This is a genomic window from Streptomyces sp. TOM-9 (assembly GCF_056858595.1).
Window position 1 is genome coordinate 6,928,571 of sequence record NZ_JBXEQB010000001.1, and the last position, 13,861, is coordinate 6,942,431.

Annotated in this window: 14 protein-coding genes; 12 read left to right on the forward strand and 2 right to left on the reverse strand. The window is 71.9% G+C overall.

Annotated features, from left to right (window positions below):
- The first annotated feature begins 251 nt into the window (after positions 1-251).
- The 4 genes from AC1VWI_RS32210 (at position 252) to AC1VWI_RS32225 (ending at position 3,633) form a co-directional block, all read left to right on the forward strand.
- Positions 252-905 (forward strand): response regulator transcription factor, encoded by a 654-nt coding sequence (locus AC1VWI_RS32210; RefSeq protein WP_499514502.1) that lies wholly within the window; start codon positions 252-254, stop codon positions 903-905.
- Positions 906-911: 6 nt separating this feature from the next.
- Complete coding sequence (locus tag AC1VWI_RS32215) at positions 912-2,174, forward strand: sensor histidine kinase (RefSeq protein ID WP_499514503.1); 1,263 nt, start codon at positions 912-914, stop codon at positions 2,172-2,174.
- A 398-nt stretch (positions 2,175-2,572) separates the two neighbouring features.
- Positions 2,573-2,872 (forward strand): DUF4193 domain-containing protein, encoded by a 300-nt coding sequence (locus tag AC1VWI_RS32220; RefSeq protein WP_018561848.1) that lies wholly within the window; start codon positions 2,573-2,575, stop codon positions 2,870-2,872.
- 14 nt (positions 2,873-2,886) lie between these two features.
- Complete coding sequence (locus tag AC1VWI_RS32225; RefSeq protein WP_499514504.1) at positions 2,887-3,633, forward strand: hypothetical protein; 747 nt, start codon at positions 2,887-2,889, stop codon at positions 3,631-3,633.
- A gap of 42 nt (positions 3,634-3,675) precedes the next feature.
- On the opposite strand, the gene AC1VWI_RS32230 is transcribed toward AC1VWI_RS32225, so the two are convergent.
- Both AC1VWI_RS32230 and AC1VWI_RS32235 read right to left on the reverse strand, forming a co-directional pair.
- Positions 3,676-4,125, reverse strand: a complete 450-nt coding sequence (locus tag AC1VWI_RS32230) for a DUF3093 domain-containing protein (RefSeq protein ID WP_499514505.1) — start codon at positions 4,123-4,125, stop codon at positions 3,676-3,678.
- A gap of 26 nt (positions 4,126-4,151) precedes the next feature.
- Positions 4,152-5,036, reverse strand: a complete 885-nt coding sequence (locus tag AC1VWI_RS32235) for an SDR family oxidoreductase (protein ID WP_499514506.1) — start codon at positions 5,034-5,036, stop codon at positions 4,152-4,154.
- A 105-nt stretch (positions 5,037-5,141) separates the two neighbouring features.
- Here AC1VWI_RS32235 and AC1VWI_RS32240 point away from each other — a divergent pair, with 105 nt between their 5' ends.
- From AC1VWI_RS32240 to AC1VWI_RS32275, 8 genes are all read left to right on the forward strand, one after another.
- On the forward strand, positions 5,142-5,747 hold the full coding sequence (locus AC1VWI_RS32240; RefSeq protein WP_499514507.1) for a PaaI family thioesterase: 606 nt from the start codon (positions 5,142-5,144) through the stop codon (positions 5,745-5,747).
- Entirely contained in the window at positions 5,744-6,277 is a 534-nt protein-coding gene (dut, locus tag AC1VWI_RS32245; protein ID WP_499514508.1) for a dUTP diphosphatase, read from the forward strand. Before AC1VWI_RS32240 ends, dut begins: the two co-directional genes overlap by 4 nt.
- Before the next feature lies 1 nt (position 6,278).
- Positions 6,279-7,043: a DUF3710 domain-containing protein gene (locus tag AC1VWI_RS32250; RefSeq protein ID WP_499514509.1), complete on the forward strand. Its 765-nt coding sequence runs from the start codon at positions 6,279-6,281 to the stop codon at positions 7,041-7,043.
- 298 nt (positions 7,044-7,341) lie between these two features.
- Positions 7,342-7,431 carry a K(+)-transporting ATPase subunit F gene (gene kdpF / locus AC1VWI_RS32255; protein ID WP_499514510.1) on the forward strand — a complete coding sequence of 30 codons (90 nt, stop codon included), beginning with the start codon at positions 7,342-7,344 and terminating at the stop codon, positions 7,429-7,431.
- 9 nt (positions 7,432-7,440) lie between these two features.
- Entirely contained in the window at positions 7,441-9,102 is a 1,662-nt protein-coding gene (gene kdpA / locus AC1VWI_RS32260) for a potassium-transporting ATPase subunit KdpA (protein WP_499514511.1), read from the forward strand.
- Between the two features lie 35 nt (positions 9,103-9,137).
- Positions 9,138-11,243, forward strand: a complete 2,106-nt coding sequence (kdpB, locus tag AC1VWI_RS32265) for a potassium-transporting ATPase subunit KdpB (protein ID WP_499514512.1) — start codon at positions 9,138-9,140, stop codon at positions 11,241-11,243.
- A 20-nt stretch (positions 11,244-11,263) separates the two neighbouring features.
- Positions 11,264-11,893 (forward strand): potassium-transporting ATPase subunit KdpC, encoded by a 630-nt coding sequence (kdpC, locus tag AC1VWI_RS32270; protein ID WP_499514513.1) that lies wholly within the window; start codon positions 11,264-11,266, stop codon positions 11,891-11,893.
- A 379-nt stretch (positions 11,894-12,272) separates the two neighbouring features.
- The gene (locus AC1VWI_RS32275; RefSeq protein ID WP_499514514.1) at positions 12,273-13,793 is read left to right on the forward strand and encodes a GlnX family signal transduction membrane protein; all 1,521 of its coding nucleotides are present in this window, start codon (positions 12,273-12,275) and stop codon (positions 13,791-13,793) included.
- Positions 13,794-13,861 lie beyond the last annotated feature (68 nt).

Genomic DNA, 13,861 nt, shown 5'->3' on the forward strand with positions numbered 1-13,861 from the left:
TGTCCGGGGACCCCTCGGATCACACAGCGGCTACTGCCACGGGAGTTGCGGACGCCCTGGGGGCGTGATCGGGGGTGTGCAGTCGTCCTCCCCAGGCCCGCCGGAGGGGAAACCTCCGGGACGCGAAGAATTGGGCGCCAACTGCTCTTACCCCTGTTTTACGGCCTCCCGGTGCAGGATGGAGGGGCGTTCAGCCTGCGCAGCGGGCTGTGCACGGCTCTTTGAGAAGTGCCTAGGGAAGGAACAGCGCCTTGCGCGTACTGGTCGTCGAGGACGAGCAACTGCTCGCCGATGCGGTAGCCACCGGACTACGCCGTGAGGCCATGGCCGTCGACGTCGTCTACGACGGCGGCGCCGCCCTGGAGCGGATCGGGGTCAACGACTACGACGTCGTCGTCCTCGACCGCGACCTGCCGGTCGTCCACGGGGACGACGTGTGCCGCAAGCTCGTGGAGCTGGGCCTGCCGACCCGCGTCCTGATGCTGACCGCCGCGGGCGACGTCAGCGACCGCGTGGAGGGGCTGGAACTGGGCGCGGACGACTACCTCCCCAAGCCCTTCGCCTTCACCGAGCTGACCGCCCGCGTACGGGCCCTCGGGCGCCGTACGACCGCGCCGCTGCCGCCGGTGCTGGAGCGCTCCGGGATCAAGCTCGACCCCAACCGCCGCGAGGTGACCCGGGAGGGCCGGCAGGTCCACCTGGCCCCCAAGGAGTTCGCGGTGCTGGAGGTGCTGCTGCGCAGCGAGGGTGCCGTGGTCTCCGCGGAGCAGTTGCTGGAGAAGGCCTGGGACGAGAACACCGACCCCTTCACCAACGTCGTGCGCGTCACCGTCATGACGCTGCGCCGCAAGCTCGGGGAGCCCGCGGTGATCGTCACCGTGCCCGGCTCCGGTTACCGGATCTGATCCGCCGTGCCCGCGCCCTCGTCCTCGCCGACGACCCCGCCCGCGTCGCAGGCCATCCCGCCCAAGCCCACCTGGGACCCGAAGCCGGCCGCCCGCCCCATGCCGCTGCTGCGCCCCACGATCCGGATAAGGCTCACCCTGCTCTACGGCGGCATGTTCCTGATCGCCGGGGTGATACTGCTGTGGATCATCTACCTGCTGGCGGCCCAGGCCATCCGCCAGGGCACCGAGGCGCAGTTCCACGTCGAGGCCGGCCGGCTGTCGCTCACCGGGCTGTGTCCCGAACTGCCCACCGGCCCGACCAACCCCGACGCCTTCAACAAGGCCTACGTCCACTGCCTGGCCGTGCAGCGCGAGACCGCCCTGAACGTCCTGCTCAAGCGCTCGCTGTTCGCGCTCGTCGGTCTCGCCGTGCTCGCCTTCGCCTTCGGCTACCTGCTGGCCGGCCGGGTGCTGGCGCCGCTCGGCCGGATCACCCGCACCGCGCGCGGCGTGGTGAGCTCCGACCTGACCCAGCGGATCCACCTGACCGGCCCGGACGACGAGCTCAAGGAGCTGGCGGACACCTTCGACGACATGCTGGAGCGCCTGGAGCGGTCCTTCGACGCCCAGCGGCGCTTCGTCGCCAACGCCTCCCACGAGCTGAGAACGCCGCTGGCGATCACCCGCACGCTGCTGGAGGTCCAGCTCGCCGACCCCAACGCCTCCCCGGACATGGCACAGCTGGGGAAGAACCTGCTCGTCACCAACACGCGCAGCGAGCAGCTGGTGGAGGGCCTGCTGCTGCTCGCCCGCAGCGACAACGAGATCGTCGACCGCAAGCCGGTGGACCTCGCCGAGGCGGCCACCCAGGCGCTGGAGCAGACCCGCAGCGAGGCCGACGCCAAGGGCGTGGAGCTGCGTGCCGCGCTGGGCGAGGCGGTCGTCCAGGGCAACGGGGTGCTGCTGGAGCGCATCGCGCTGAACCTGGTGCAGAACGCCGTCCGGTACAACGTCGCGGACCAGGGCTGGGTGGAGGTCACCACGGGCGTCGAGGCGGGCTCCGCGGTCCTGACGGTCGTCAACACCGGGCCCGTCGTTCCCGCGTACGAGATCGACAATCTGTTCGAACCCTTCCGCCGGCTGGGCAACGAGCGCACGGGCAGTGACAAGGGCGTCGGTCTCGGGCTCTCCATCGCCAAGTCCGTCGCCCGGGCCCACGGCGGCACGATCAGCGCGGTCCCGCGCGAGGGAGGTGGCCTGGTCATGCGGGTTGTCGTCCCCGTGTGACCCGTCACACGACACCCCCGGAGGCGTGTTCGCTTTGCGCTGAATTTTGCGGTCTGCGCGCCTCGGGAGCATGCTGTGAGCGATCACACATACGATTCCGGCCGCGGGTACTCTCCGTGATTGCGACCTCCGGGAAAAGACCGGAAAAATCCATGTTTCCGCAGGTCATGATCACGGGAAGTACACGTGGAGGCGCGAGCAAGGTGCGACAAGCGGGCCGTTTCCGGTCATGACCGGCAGCGGATGCGATCACCTCTTCGGGGGTGCGTTTGGGTGTCGATTGAGTAACGGCACTTGATGTAAGGCAAAATCTCCGCTTCGGGCCGGGCACAAGACCGGCCTCCCGTGCGTTACGTGCGCTGGAGACACCGCAGACACCCAGAGGGGGAGAGCGATACATGGCTACTGATTACGACACCCCACGCAAGACCGACGATGACGTCAACGAGGACAGCATCGAGGAACTCAAGGCCAGGCGGAACGACAAGTCGACCTCGACGGTCGACGTCGACGAGTTCGACCAGGCCGAGTCCCTCGAGCTGCCCGGAGCCGACCTCTCCAATGAGGAGCTGTCGGTCCGGGTGCTGCCCCGGCAGGCGGACGAGTTCACCTGCATGAGCTGCTTCCTCGTGCACCACCGCAGCCAGCTGGCGACGGAGAAGAACGGCAACCCGATCTGCCGCGACTGCGCGGCCTGACGGAGAGCCGGACCGTGGCGAGCGACGACGAGCGGGGCCATGAGGCCTCGCTCGCGGGCGCAACGGAGGGGCCGGCGGGCGAGCTCGTCCCGTTCCGTCCCCCCGGACGTGCCGCACGGGCACGGGCACGCGCCAAGGCGGCGCTGAACACCTTCGTCGACGGGCTCGTCGAGACGGCCCCGAGGGTCCCCGTGAGGGACCTGGAGACGCTTCGCCGCCAGTTCCCCGGGCTCGGGCCCGAGGAGCTGGCCGACAAGCTGGTGAACGCCGCCACGATGGGCACGGCGACGGTCGGCGCCGGCATCGGCGCCGCCGCCATGCTGCCCACCCCGCCGGCCATGCCGGCGGAGCTGGCCTCGGAGACCCTCGGCGTCGCCCTGGTCGAGTACAAGCTCATCGCCGAGCTGCACGAGGTCTACGGGCTGCGCGCCCCGGGCACGCTGCGTCAGCGGTCGGCGATGTACCTCGCCGAGTGGACGGAGCGGCGCGGGATCGACTTCTCCAAGCCGTCCACGCTGAACATCGCGCTCGGCGGCAGGATGAAGCGCGAGCTGCGCCAGCAACTGATGAAGCGCACCATGCGCAACCTGCCGACGCTGACCCCGTTCATGGTCGGCGCGGCCGTCGGTGCCGTGATGAACCGGCGCGACACCAAGAAGCTCGCGGAGCAGATCCGCAAGGACCTGCGCGTCCGCCAGGTGCCCTGGGGCCTGCTGTCCGCAGAGGAGGAGCCCCCGCCCGCGCTCGGGCCCGGTGGCTGAGCCACCCGGCACCGGGCACCCCGAGCAAGGGCGCCCGTGTGCTCAGACGCGCACGTCCCGCAGGGCCGCGGCGAGGCGCTCGGGCGAGCGGGTCGACAGGTAGAGGTAGGGCGTCGGGTCGTCCGGGTCGGTGACCTCGACCTTGAGCGCGGTCGGCACGTACGCGCGCAGCAGCATGAAGGCGCGCGGATCGGCCTTGTACGACCGCCAGGCCACGGCCTCGTCCCGGTCCAGCACCGTGGCCTCGCCGAGCGCCGTCACGGGGATCCTCGCGTCCCCGGCCACCAGCGAACCGGCGACCACCCGCAGCCGCGGCGAGCCGTACGCGCTGACCAGGGCCGCTCCGGCGGCCGTACCGCCCACCAGCCCGCCGAGCAGCGCCAGGGGCCCCAGGGGCAGCAGGATCAGCGCCAGTGAGACGCCCGCGCCGACGGCGAGGCCCCACCACGAACGCGGCGCGGTCAGCCGCTCCTCATAGCTCATGACGGTCATGACACCAAGCTTGTCATGCCGTGTCCTCAGCGCCCGCCCCGGGACCGCAGCCTCGTCAGCGCGTGCGCCGCGCGCGGGGGACGCCGCAGCCCCGTGGCGACCTGCTTGGCCCAGTCGGTCGCGGCGGTCGGCAGGGCGGCGTCCAGGACGGCGGAGGACCGGGCGTCGGTGCCCACCAGGTAGCGGGGGAGCGGCCGCGGTGCCGTGAGCGCCCTGAGGACCGTGCGCGCCACCGGGCGCGGCGAGGGCAGCTCCCGCTTGATCATCTCCTCCGCGGCCTCGTACTGGTGCCGGTAGGCGGAGTTGCGGCGCTGCGGCAGCCGGCTCGCGCCGCGCTGCCAGATGTCCGTGCCGTACGAGCCGGGCTCCACCAGCACGACCTTGACCCCGAACGGGGCGGCCTCCATCCGCAGCGCGTCCGTCACCGCCTCCAGGCCCTGCTTGCTGGCGCAGTACCAGCCGAGCAGCGGCATCGAGACCCGCCCGGAGATCGACGAGATGTTGACGATCCGCCCCGCGCGCCGGGCCCGCATCGTGGGCAGCACCAGGCGGGCGATGCGCGCCGGTGCCACCAGGTTGGTCTCCAGTTGCTGCCGGACCTGCTCGTCGTCGACGTCCTCGATCGCACCGGGCTGGGCGATCCCGGCGTTGTTCACCACCGCCCACGGGCCGCCGTCCGTCATCGTGGCGATCTCGGTGAACGCCCGGACGGAGGACGTGGCGTCCGTGACATCCAGCAGCACGGTGCGCACCGACGCGCCGGTGCGCTCCACCGCTTCCCGCAGCGCCTCGCCCTTCTCCTCGCTCCGTACCGTCCCGATGACGTCGAAACCGGCGTGGGCGAGTTCCAGGGTGGTGGCGAGGCCGATCCCGCACCCGGCTCCTGTGACGACGACGGACCTGGGGGTCATGTGGTGCTCCAAGGGAGGGTGCTCCGGTGATGGGCGGGCCGCGGGGCCGCAAGGACAACGGCCGGGCGGCGGGAATGGATCCCGCAGGAGGGTAGGGTCTCCCGCGTGAGTGGAGCTACGACCGACGCCGGCCCGGACCGCCCGGGCCTGACACCGCCGAGCGACGCCGTCGCGCCCGAGCGGCACCCCGACGCCCCCGCTCCCGGCGAACCGCTGGGCGCGCACTACGACCACTGCTTCGGCTGTGGCGGGGCGCAGCCGCACGGCCTGCACCTGGAGGCCACGGCCGGTGAGGGCGTCAGCGTGACCGCGGAGTTCACGGTCCAGCCCGCCCACCAGGGCGCCCCGGGCCTGGCGCACGGCGGTGTGCTGGCCACGGCTCTCGACGAGACGCTCGGCTCGCTGGCCTGGCTGCTGCGGACCATCGCCGTGACCGGCCGCCTGGAGACCGACTTCGTGCAGCCCGTGCCGGTCGGTGCGACCCTCCACCTGGAGGCCCGCTGCACCGCAGTGGCCGGGCGCAAGATCTACTCCACCGCGGTCGGCCGCATCGGCGGCCCCGAAGGCCCCGTCGCCGTCCGTGCGGACGCGCTGTTCATCGAGGTCAAGCTGGAGCACTTCACCGACAACGGCCGCCCCGAGGAGATCCGGGCCGCGATGTCCGACCCCGACCAGGTCAAGGTCGCGCGCGCCTTCGAGGTGAACCCGTGACCGGCGGCGGTCGCCCCCCGGTCGACGTCCTCATCCACCGTTTGCACGAGGACGTCCCGATTCCTTCGTACGGGCACCCGGGCGACGCCGGGGCCGACCTCGTCACCACCGAGGCGGCCGAACTGGCCCCCGGTGAGCGTGCCGTGCTGCCCACGGGGGTGTCGATCGCGCTGCCGTACGGCTACGCCGCCTTCGTGCACCCGCGCTCGGGCCTGGCCGCGAGGTGCGGAGTGGCGCTCGTGAATGCCCCGGGAACGGTTGATGCCGGGTACCGTGGGGAGATCAAGGTGATCGTGGTCAACCTGGACCCGCGCGAGAGCGTACGGTTCGCAGCAGGGGACCGGATCGCCCAACTGGTCGTCCAGCAGGTCGAGCGGGTCCGCTTCCACGAGGTGGCGGAGCTGCCCGGCTCGGAACGGGCGGCAGGGGGCTTCGGCTCCACGGGGGGTCATGCCGCGGTGGATGGCTCGCCGGTCGGTCCGTCCGGCAATGGATACGCATCGGTCATCGCTGACCGGGAAGGACAGTGACGTGTTCCGTCGTCGTCGCAAGGAGCGCGGAGACGCCCTCGACGAGCTCGAGGCCGAGGGCCCTGACGAGCTGGCCGAAGACGCCGAGGAGTCGGACGACTCCATGGAGTCCCGTCGGTACAACCTTCCGCCCGCCCCCAGGCCGGACGGCCCGTGGGACGTGAGCGAGGTCAGGGACCCGGCCGAGGGCCGGGTCGACCTGGGCGGGCTGTTCGTGCCCGGTGTGCAGGGCATGGAGCTGCGCGTCGAGGTGGCCGGGGAGTCCATCGTCGCCGCGACCGTGGTGCTCCGGGAGAGCGCCGTCCAGCTGCAGGGCTTCGCCGCCCCCAAGTCGGAGGGCATCTGGGGCGAGGTCCGCGACGAGATCGCGTCCGGCATCACCAAGCAGGGCGGCATCGTCGACGAGGTCGAGGGTCCGCTGGGCTGGGAGCTGCGCGCCCAGGTCCCGGTGCAGCTGCCCAACGGCGCCAACGGCGTCCAGGTCGTGCGCTTCGTCGGCTGTGACGGCCCGCGCTGGTTCCTGCGGGGCGTCATCTCCGGGCAGGGCGCCGTCCAGCCCGAGACCGCCGGCCTGCTGGAGCAGATCTTCCGCGACACGGTCGTCGTCCGCGGCGAGTCGCCGATGGCGCCGCGCGACCCGATCGTGCTGAAGCTGCCCAACGACGCCCAGATGGTGCCCGAGGGCATCGCCCAGGAAGAGGCCGGTCGCTTCTCCGACGGCATCGACCCGATGCGTCGCGGACCGGAGATCACCGAGGTGCACTGAACCCCGGGGCCCAGTGCCCCGGCCACGCAAAACGCCCGTGGGCCGACCTGTGAGAACAGGTCGGCCCACGGGCGTTTTCGCAGGTCATCGGGGTGAACGTCAAAGGTCCGTCAAGGCGCCGTGAGAGCCCGTATGGAAGCCGTCAACGAGGTCCTCGTACGGCGGGGACGGAGGTTTCCTGGCCTGGTAAACGTTCGATCCGAAGCTAGGAGCACACGATGGCCGACCTGGCCTTCGTGGTCACCACGATCGCGGTCTTCGCGCTGGTGGCCCTCATCGCCAAGGGGGTGGCGAAGCTGTGAGCGCCGAGAACGTCGTCGGACTCGTCGTCGCCGTCGCCCTGCTGGGCTACCTGATCCTGGCGCTCGTCCGACCCGAGAGGTTCTGAGTTCCGGACATGGGCCCCATCACCGCTGACGTGCTCCAGGTCACCGCCCTCATCGTGGCGCTGGCCCTGGTGTACCGCCCCTTCGGCGACTACATGGCCGCCGTCTACAGCTCCGACCGCCACCTGCGGGTGGAGCGGCTGATCTACCGCTGCTTCGGCGCCGACCCGGACGCCGAGATGCGCTGGCCCGCCTACCTCAGGGCGGTGCTGGCCTTCTCCTTCGTGGGCGTGCTGTTCCTGTACCTGTTCCTACGGCTCCAGGACCACCTCCCGCTGTCGCTCGGCTTCGCCGCCATCACGCCCGACCAGGCGTTCAACACCGCGGCCTCGTTCGTGACCAACACGAACTGGCAGTCGTACATGGGTGAGAACGCCATGGGCCACGCCGCCCAGACCGCGGGCCTGGCCGTGCAGAACTTCGTCTCGGCGGCGGTCGGCATGGCCGTGGCCGTGGCGCTGGTCCGCGGCTTCGTGCGCTCCCGCACCGGCGAGCTCGGCAACTTCTGGACCGACATGGTCCGCGGCACCGTCCGCATCCTGCTGCCCGTGGCGTTCGTCGCCGCGATCGTGCTGGTGGGCTTCGGGGCAATCCAGAACTTCGCCGGCTGGCACGAGATCACCACCCTCGCCGGCGGCCACCAGACGCTGACCGGTGGCGCGGTGGCCTCCCAGGAGGCCATCAAGGAGCTCGGCACCAACGGCGGCGGCTTCTACAACGTCAACTCCGCCCACCCCTTCGAGAACCCGGACGCGTTCACCAACCTCTTCGAGATCTTCCTGATGCTGGTGATCCCGCTCTCGCTGACCCGCACCTTCGGGAAGCTGGTCGGCAACATCAGGCAGGGCTACGCGATCCTCGCCGCGATGGGCCTGATCTGGATCGGCTTCGTCACGCTGATGACCTGGGTCGAGTTCGCGCACCCCGGCTCGGCGAACCAGATCGCGGGCGCCGCCATGGAGGGCAAGGAACAGCGCTTCGGCGTCGGCGCCTCGTCGCTGTTCGCGGTGAGCACCACCTTGACGTCGACCGGCGCGGTGGACTCCTTCCACTCCTCCTTCACCGGCCTCGGCGGAGGCATCACCCTGCTCGGGATGATGCTGGGCGAGATCGCCCCGGGCGGTACCGGCTCCGGCCTCTACGGCATCCTGATCATGGCGATCATCGCGGTGTTCATCGCCGGCCTGATGGTCGGCCGCACCCCGGAGTACCTGGGCAAGAAGATCGGCACCCGCGAGATCAAGCTCGCCGCCCTCTACATCCTGGTCACCCCGACCGTCGTACTGGTCTTCACCGCCCTGGCGATGGCCCTGCCGACCCCGCCGCACTCCATGCTCAACAGCGGGCCGCACGGCTTCTCCGAGGTCCTGTACGCCTACACCTCCGCCGGCAACAACAACGGCTCCGCCTTCGCCGGCCTGAGCGCCAACACGCAGTGGTACAACACCACGCTCGGCCTCGCGATGCTCCTCGGGCGCTTCGTGCCGATGGTCTTCGTCCTGGCCCTGGCCGGCTCGCTCGCCCGGCAGACGCCGGTGCCCGCCACCGCGGGCACCCTGCGCACCGAGAAGCCGCTCTTCGCGAGCCTGCTCGTCGGCGCGATCCTGATCATCACCGCACTGACCTACTTCCCGGCGCTCGCCCTCGGCCCGCTCGCGGAAGGCCTGTCATGAGCCGCGCGACCACCCCCACCCCCGCAGAGGAAACCATGTCCACCGACACGCCCGTACGCGCGCCCGAGGGAGGACTGGCACCGCACGCCCCGGACGCGGGGCCCGGCGCCCGTGTCTCGGGCGGGCTCTTCGACCCGGCCCAGCTGCTGCGGTCCCTCCCGGACGCCCTGCGCAAGCTCGACCCCCGGGTGATGATCAAGTCGCCCGTCATGTTCGTGGTCCTGATCGGCTCGGTGCTCACCACCGTGCTGGCGCTGCTCTCCCCGGCCGACTGGTTCGGCTGGGCGATCACCGCATGGCTCTGGCTCACGGTGATCTTCGCCAACCTCGCGGAGGCCGTCGCCGAGGGCCGCGGCAAGGCCCAGGCCGACACGCTGCGCCGGGCCAAGACCGACACCGTCGCCCGCCGTCTCACGGACGGCGCCGAGGAGCGCGTGCCGGGGACGGAACTGCGCGTCGGCGACCTGGTGGTCTGCGAGGCGGGCGACGTGATCCCGGGTGACGGTGACGTCGTGGAGGGCGTCGCGTCGGTCGACGAGTCGGCGATCACCGGTGAGTCGGCCCCGGTCATCAGGGAGTCCGGCGGTGACCGCAGCGCGGTCACGGGCGGCACCAAGGTGCTGTCGGACCGGATCGTCGTCCGCATCACGACCAAGCCCGGTGAGACCTTCATCGACCGGATGATCGCCCTGGTGGAGGGCGCGGCCCGGCAGAAGACGCCCAACGAGATCGCGCTGAACATCCTGCTGGCCTCGCTGACCATCGTCTTCCTGCTCGCGGTCGTCACCCTGCAGCCGTTCGCGATCTACGCGGGCGCCGAGCAGTCGATGATCGTCCTGGTCGCGCTGCTGGTCTGCCTCATCCCGACGACGATCGGCGCCCTGCTGTCGGCGATCGGCATCGCCGGCATGGACCGCCTGGTGCAGCGCAACGTGCTCGCCATGTCCGGCCGGGCCGTCGAGGCCGCCGGCGACGTCTCCACCCTGCTGCTCGACAAGACCGGGACCATCACCCTCGGCAACCGCCAGGCCGCGGAGTTCGTGCCCGTGGCGGGCGCGGACGAGGCCGGGCTCGCCGACGCCGCGCAGTTGTCTTCGCTGGCCGACGAGACGCCCGAGGGCCGTTCCGTCGTCGTCCTGGCGAAGGAGAAGTACGGCCTGCGCGAGCGAAACGAGGGCGAGCTCGGGCACGCCGAGTTCGTGCCCTTCACCGCGCAGACCCGCATGTCCGGCGTCGATGTCGACGGCCGCCAGATCCGCAAGGGCGCGGCCGGCGCGATCGCCGCCTGGGTCAGCGGGAACGGCGGCACCGTCGCCCCCGACGCGCAGCGCACCGTCGACACCATCTCCGCCGCCGGCGGCACCCCGTTGCTGGTCGCGGTCAAGGAGGACGGTGCGGCCCGTGTGCTGGGCGTCATCCACCTGAAGGACGTGGTCAAGGAGGGCATGCGGGAGCGGTTCGACGAGCTGCGGCGGATGGGCATCCGCACGGTGATGATCACCGGTGACAACCCGCTGACGGCCAAGGCGATCGCGGACGAGGCGGGGGTCGACGACTTCCTGGCCGAGGCGACGCCCGAGGACAAGATGGCGCTGATCAAGCGGGAGCAGGCGGGCGGCAAGCTCGTCGCGATGACCGGTGACGGCACCAACGACGCCCCGGCGCTGGCCCAGGCCGACGTGGGCGTGGCCATGAACACCGGCACCTCGGCCGCCAAGGAGGCCGGGAACATGGTGGACCTGGACTCCAACCCCACCAAGCTGATCGAGATCGTGGAGATCGGCAAGCAGCTGCTCATCACCCGCGGCGCGCTGACCACCTTCTCCATCGCCAATGACGTGGCGAAGTACTTCGCGATCATCCCCGCGATGTTCGCGATCGTCTACCCGGGCCTGGACAAGCTCAACATCATGCAGCTGTCCTCGCCGCAGTCCGCGATCCTGTCCGCGGTCATCTTCAACGCGCTGATCATCATCGCCCTGGTGCCGCTCGCCCTGCGCGGCGTGCGCTACCGGCCCACCAGCGCCGACCGGATGCTCCGCCGGAACCTCGGGATCTACGGACTCGGCGGCCTGGTCGCCCCGTTCATCGGCATCAAGCTGATCGACATGCTCATCTCCCTGATCCCCGGAATCCACTGACGCGAGGCGTGCAGAGAACCATGAACACTTCCGTACGCAACTCCGCCCGGCTGCTCTGGAGCGCCCTGCGCGCGCTGCTGGTGCTGACCGTCGTCCTCGGCGTCGTCTACCCCGTCGCGGTGTGGGGGGTGGGCCAGGCGGCCTTCCACGACCAGGCCAACGGCTCCGAGGTGAAGGTGGGCGGCAAGGTCGTCGGCTCCACGCTGATCGGCCAGAACTTCACCACGGGCAAGGACTTCGCCCCGGACCCCAAGTGGTTCCAGCCGCGCCCCTCGGCGGCCGACGCGGGCGCCGGCGCCGGGCCGTACGACCCGACCTACACCAGCGCGTCCAACCTCGCGGTCACCAGCAAGGCCCTCACCGACCTGGTGAAGGAGCGCAAGCAGGAGGTCGCCGCCTTCAACGGCGTCCCGGAGTCCAAGGTCCCCGCGGACGCGGTCCAGGCGTCCGGCTCCGGCCTCGACCCGGACATCTCCCCGGCGTACGCGGACATCCAGACCGCGCGCGTCGCCAAGGCCAACGGGCTGAGCACCACCGAGGTCGCCCGGCTGGTCAAGGAGCACACGGACGGACGGCAGTTCGGCATCCTCGGCCAGCCGACCGTCAACGTCCTGGAGCTCAACATCGCGCTGGAGAAGCTGGCCGGCTGACCCGCCGCCCCCCACCCACCCGGCGTCACGCCCGCCGGGTGGGCTTCGGCGCGCGCGGGGACGCACCGCTGCGCCGAGGGTTGCCCGGCCCGTGGTGGCGGTTCCCGGCCGCCACGACCCGCCACGGCCGGCTACCCGGCGCCGACCGTCACGACGGTCGCCGCCCTGGGCCTCACGCCTGAAGCACCGCCGCGCCCGGCCGTGAGCGCCCGCCGTCGTGGGGCCGTGGGGCGGGTCGCGTCAGGAAGGCGTCAAGCGCCGGGGGTCCGCCGTCAGGGGGCCGACAACGCGGAGCCCGGGACGTGGCCGGCGGGGAGAGAGTGGAAGCACGGAGGGGAGGCCGGCGGAGGCCGCTCGGCGGTGCGGAGGGGGCTGCGGAATGGCGCACACCGTTACCGCTGAGGAGCGGCGGCAGGTGCCACCTGGTCCGGATCCGGACGGCGGTGGGGATTCCGGGTCAGGGAGACGGCACCGTGTTCCGCGCAGGTCTCCCCTCCGTGGGGGGTGGCCGGGCCGGCCGCGTCGCACGTTGACGGCGTGGCTGCGCGGCCGTCCCGGCACCGTACCCGCGCGGTTACGGCTGTTGCGGACGACGGCCCTCGCGGCGTGCGGCGCCCTGGCGGCGGTGCTCCTGGCGGGCGGTGCGTCGGCGGACGACTCCTGGTCGGCGATCCGCGCGCACTCCGCGCCCCAGGTCACCAGCGCCGCGGGCCTGTACTTCGCGCTCAGCGACATGGACGCCCAGATCGCCAACCAGCTCCTGACCCCCGGCGGCGGGGACGCCGCGCGGATCTACGGGCAGCGCCGCTCCGAAGCCGCCGGATACCTCCGCGACCTCGCGGAGGCCGCAGCGGGCGACCCCGACGCCGAGCGGGAGGTCGCCGCCGCCATCCGCGACTTCGGCCGCTACGAGGAACGGGCCGCCCGGGCGCTGCTGCTCGGCGAACGCTCCGACCGGGGCGCCGTCGACGCCTACCGCTCCGCGTCCGACCTGATGCGCACCCGGCTGCTCCCCGAGGCGGACGCCCTGGTGACGGTCAACGACGCCTCCTTCGAGCGCGCCTACGGCCGCGCGTACGACAGGGCGGGCGCCGTGCGCACGGCCGTCGTGTGCACCGGCCTCCTCCTGCTCGCCGTCCTCGTGGTGCTGCAGCTCTTCCTCGCGAGCCGCTTCCGGCGCGTGGCCAACCCCGCCCTCGCTGCCGCCACGCTGATCGCGCTCGCCGCGACGGCCGCCGGCACGGTGGGCCTCGGCGCCCAGCGGGACGACCTGACGGTGGCCCGCAGGGACGCCTTCGACTCCGTCCTCGCGCTCACCCGCGCCCGCGCGGTCGCCTACGACGCCAACGCCGACGAGTCGCGCTACCTCCTGGACCGGGCGCACGCCGCCGGGCACGAGGCGGACTTCCTCGACAAGAGCCAGAGGCTGGCGCGGCTGCCGGGCGTCGCCTCCGTCGACGACTACGACCCCGCCCTCGACCGGGCCCTCGACGCCTACCGCGCGGATCCCGCGGACCCGCGCTTCACCGGCTTCCTCGGTGACGAGTTCCGCAACATCACCTTCCCCGGTGAGCGCGCCGCCGCCGAGCGGGCCCTGCTCCGCTACCAGGCGTACGAGCGCGACGACCGCAGGATCCGGGCCCTGGCCGAGGCCGGCCGGCTTCCCGCCGCCGTCGCGTACGGCACCGGCTACGGACCCGGGGAGTCGAACCACGACTTCGCGGCGTTCGACCAGGCGCTCGGCAAGGTCATCGCCATCAACTCCGCCGCCTACGAGCGCGCCGCCGCGGACGGCGCGGACCGGGCGCTGTCCGTCCCCCTGGGCCTCGCCGGGGCCCTGGGGGCCGCGGCGGCCCTGGTCGTCCTCGGCCTGAGGGCGCGGCTCGCGGAGTTCCGCTGACCGCAGGCGGCGGCACGAGGAGAGCGTCAAGGACGCGTCAACGTGCTCCCCGCAGGAACACCACGCCC

Excerpts from the sequence above, each read along its gene's own strand:
- AC1VWI_RS32275 (WP_499514514.1), top strand. The coding sequence starts at position 12,273 with ATGGCGCACACCGTTACCGCTGAGGAGCGGCGGCAGGTGCCACCTGGT.
- AC1VWI_RS32230 (WP_499514505.1), bottom strand. The coding sequence starts at position 4,125 with ATGACCGTCATGAGCTATGAGGAGCGGCTGACCGCGCCGCGTTCGTGG.
- kdpB (WP_499514512.1), top strand. The coding sequence starts at position 9,138 with ATGTCCACCGACACGCCCGTACGCGCGCCCGAGGGAGGACTGGCACCG.
- kdpC (WP_499514513.1), top strand. The coding sequence starts at position 11,264 with ATGAACACTTCCGTACGCAACTCCGCCCGGCTGCTCTGGAGCGCCCTG.
- AC1VWI_RS32220 (WP_018561848.1), top strand. The coding sequence starts at position 2,573 with ATGGCTACTGATTACGACACCCCACGCAAGACCGACGATGACGTCAAC.
- AC1VWI_RS32235 (WP_499514506.1), bottom strand. The coding sequence starts at position 5,036 with ATGACCCCCAGGTCCGTCGTCGTCACAGGAGCCGGGTGCGGGATCGGC.
- kdpA (WP_499514511.1), top strand. The coding sequence starts at position 7,441 with ATGGGCCCCATCACCGCTGACGTGCTCCAGGTCACCGCCCTCATCGTG.